Source organism: Nonomuraea longispora (assembly GCF_004348345.1).
GTDB lineage: Bacteria > Actinomycetota > Actinomycetes > Streptosporangiales > Streptosporangiaceae > Nonomuraea > Nonomuraea longispora.
In genome coordinates, this window is the sequence record NZ_SMJZ01000387.1 from 1 (window position 1) to 2799 (window position 2799).

Annotated in this window: 4 protein-coding genes; 2 read left to right on the forward strand and 2 right to left on the reverse strand. The window is 70.6% G+C overall.

What is annotated here, in order from left to right:
* Positions 1-394: ACT domain-containing protein (locus E1267_RS43310; protein WP_132342071.1), on the reverse strand; the 394-nt coding region annotated here is incomplete at its 3' end.
* A gap of 269 nt (positions 395-663) precedes the next feature.
* Between E1267_RS43310 and dusB the strand changes: the two genes are divergently transcribed.
* Positions 664-1773 carry a tRNA dihydrouridine synthase DusB gene (dusB, locus tag E1267_RS43315; RefSeq protein ID WP_246064734.1) on the forward strand — a complete coding sequence of 370 codons (1110 nt, stop codon included), beginning with the start codon at positions 664-666 and terminating at the stop codon, positions 1771-1773.
* 19 nt (positions 1774-1792) lie between these two features.
* Here dusB and E1267_RS43320 read toward each other — a convergent pair whose 3' ends face one another.
* Complete coding sequence (locus tag E1267_RS43320) at positions 1793-2572, reverse strand: phytanoyl-CoA dioxygenase family protein (RefSeq protein ID WP_132342073.1); 780 nt, start codon at positions 2570-2572, stop codon at positions 1793-1795.
* A gap of 41 nt (positions 2573-2613) precedes the next feature.
* Here E1267_RS43320 and E1267_RS43325 point away from each other — a divergent pair.
* Positions 2614-2799 (forward strand): cupin domain-containing protein (locus E1267_RS43325; protein ID WP_220449954.1); only part of this gene is annotated, 186 nt, incomplete at its 3' end.

Consider the following 2799-nt stretch of genomic DNA (forward strand, 5'->3'; position numbering starts at 1 on the left):
AGCTCGCGTAGACCACCCGATGCTCGGCCGTCGTCGTGGCCGCCCAGTCGGCGCTGAACAGCACGGGGAGCGAGTCGACGAGCGTGGTCAGCGCCCGGTCGCCCGCCGTGGTGATGTATTTGAGTATCTCCAGCTCGGGGTAGGTGCCGGGAGCCTCCCGGGTGGTCCAGATCCCCTCGACCGTCACACCCTCGACGCCTTCCAGGCTCTTGACCAGCGTCTGCCGGGGCGTGCCCGCCGGGTTGAAGATCGTGATGTCGTCGACGGCCCGCCCGTCGCCCCGGTCGAGCACGGTCACCTGCGTGATGTCGGCCCCCGCCGCACCCAGGACCCTGGTCACCTGGGCCAGGGAACCCGGCCGGTCGGGCAGCACCAGGCGCACTCGAAGAAGCATCCGTGTCCCCTCGCATGAAGATGCCGGTTCCCAGTTTATCGGTGAGGGGTGCGGCGATCCGCCCTTTCGACGACGCTTCGCTGAGTGTCCGACGCCCGAACGTGTCCGGCTCGGCCGGCCGGCCGAGCCGGACACGCTGAGGACGTGCTGACGCCTCGCAGGACGAAATGGGGTCGCGGACGTTCGTCCAGGACGGTGCGGGGCCCGCGCAGCAGTCGCACCCCCGGGCGAATACCGCTCGCGGCCTGACCTGCGCTACAACTGAGCGGGTGAAGATTGGGCCGATCGAGGTGTGGCCGCCGGTGGTGCTCGCGCCCATGGCGGGCATCACCAACGCGCCGTTCCGGGTGTTGTGCCGGCAGCAGGGCGCGGGGCTGTTCGTGTCCGAGATGATCACGACGCGGGCGCTGGTCGAGCGCAACCCCAAGACGCTCAGGATGATCCGCTTCGCCGGGTCCGAGCGGCCCAGGAGCATTCAGCTTTACGGGGTCGACCCCGCCACCGTCGGCCGGGCGGTCCGGATGGTCGCCGAGGAGGGCCTCGCCGACCACGTCGACCTCAACTTCGGCTGCCCGGTGCCCAAGGTGACGAGGCGCGGGGGCGGGTCCGCGCTGCCGTACAAACGGCATCTGCTGCGGCGGATCCTGCGTGAGGCGGTCGCGAACGCCGGCGCGCTGCCCGTGACGATGAAGATGCGCAAGGGCATCGACGACGACCACCTGACCTACCTCGACGCGGGGCGCATCGCGGCCGAGGAGGGGCTCGCGGCGATCGCCCTGCACGCCCGCACGGCCCGCCAGCACTACGGAGGCGTGGCCGACTGGGAGGCCATCGCGCGCCTCAAGGAGGCCGTGCCCGAGATCCCCGTGCTGGGCAACGGCGACATCTGGTCGGCCGGCGACGCGCTGCGGATGGTGGCGCGCACCGGCTGCGACGGCGTGGTCGTCGGGCGCGGGTGCCTCGGCCGGCCGTGGTTGTTCAAGGACCTGGAAAACGCGTTCAACGGCAGCCCCGAGCGGGTCAGGCCGGCGCTCGGCGAGGTGGCCGAGACGATGGCCCGGCACGCCGAGGGGCTGACGCGCGTCTTCGACATCGAGCGCTACGCGGTGGCCGACTTCCGCAAGCACGTCGGGTGGTATCTGAAGGGCTTCGCGGTCGGGAGCGAGCTGCGGCGCGAGCTGGCCACGGCGGAGTCGCTCGACCAGCTGCGCGCGGGGCTGGCCAGGCTGGAGCAGGACCAGCCGTGGCCGCCCAACACCGACACGCCGCGCGGCAAGTCGGGTGAGCGGTCCAGGGTGCTGCTGCCCGAGGGGTGGCTGGACGATCCGTGGGACTGCGTGGTGCCGGAAGAGGCGGAGTCGGACGTCTCGGGCGGATGAGCCGATCCCGGGCCGGCGTTCAGTGCGGACCGGTGATCTCGGTGCCGCACGGTCCGCCGCCCACGGCGGGCTCCAGCCGTACACGCTCACCCGACATCGTGAGCGTCGGGTAATACTCGGCGATGCGCTCGGCCGAGCGGCCGACGTAGTGGCAGATGAAACTGCGCCTGAACCGGTCGCTCGTGCTGTTGGGCTCCGAGCCGTGCACCAGGCTGCCGTTGAAGAACAGCACGTCGCCAGGGGCCATGTCGACCGGCACCCGTTCGAGGCCGGGCGGCGGCGGCACATACTCTCTGGTGAACGAGGTGCCCTGGTCGGCCTCCTCCGGGCAGAACAGGTCCATCAGGTGCGTCCCCGGCACGACCTCCAGGCCGCCGTTCGCCCGGTCCACCCGGTCGAGCGCCACCCAGGCGGCCACACAGGTGCCCGGCTCGACGCGGAGGTAGAAGTTGTCCTGGTGCAGGGCCTGGCCCCTGGCACCGGGCGGCTTGAAGTAGAACATGCTCTGGGCTGCTATCGGCTCCTCGCCCAGGAGGTCGTGGAGTATCGCGGCGATGCGCGCGTCGAGCAGGAAGCGCAGGGCCACGTCGTTCACCTGGTGCGGATGCATGATGCGCGGATAGTCGCGCAGGATGTCGTACGGACGGCCGGGTTCCTGCGGCTGCGGGGCGAAATGGCCGGGGATCGGCCCTCCGGCGTGCAGCGCCATGAACTCGTCGCGCAGCTCGGCCGCCTCCTCTCCCGAGAGGAGGGCGGGAGCCAGCATGAACCCCTGGTCGTGAAAGTCGCTGAGCCTCATGCAACTCACGCTAGGCGGCACGTTCGTGGGACGGTATGCCTGTGAATGCTGCGGACCTGTCTGTTCCTGCTGCCGAGCTGTTGATCCTGGGCCACTACGACAAGCTGCCCGGCTACGCGACCCGGCGTCCCATCGGATCGCCCAGTTGGCTGCTGGTGTGGACGGAGGCGGGGGAGGGGCTCGTCGAACAGGGAGGTACGTCCTTCACGATGGGCGCGGGGGATCTC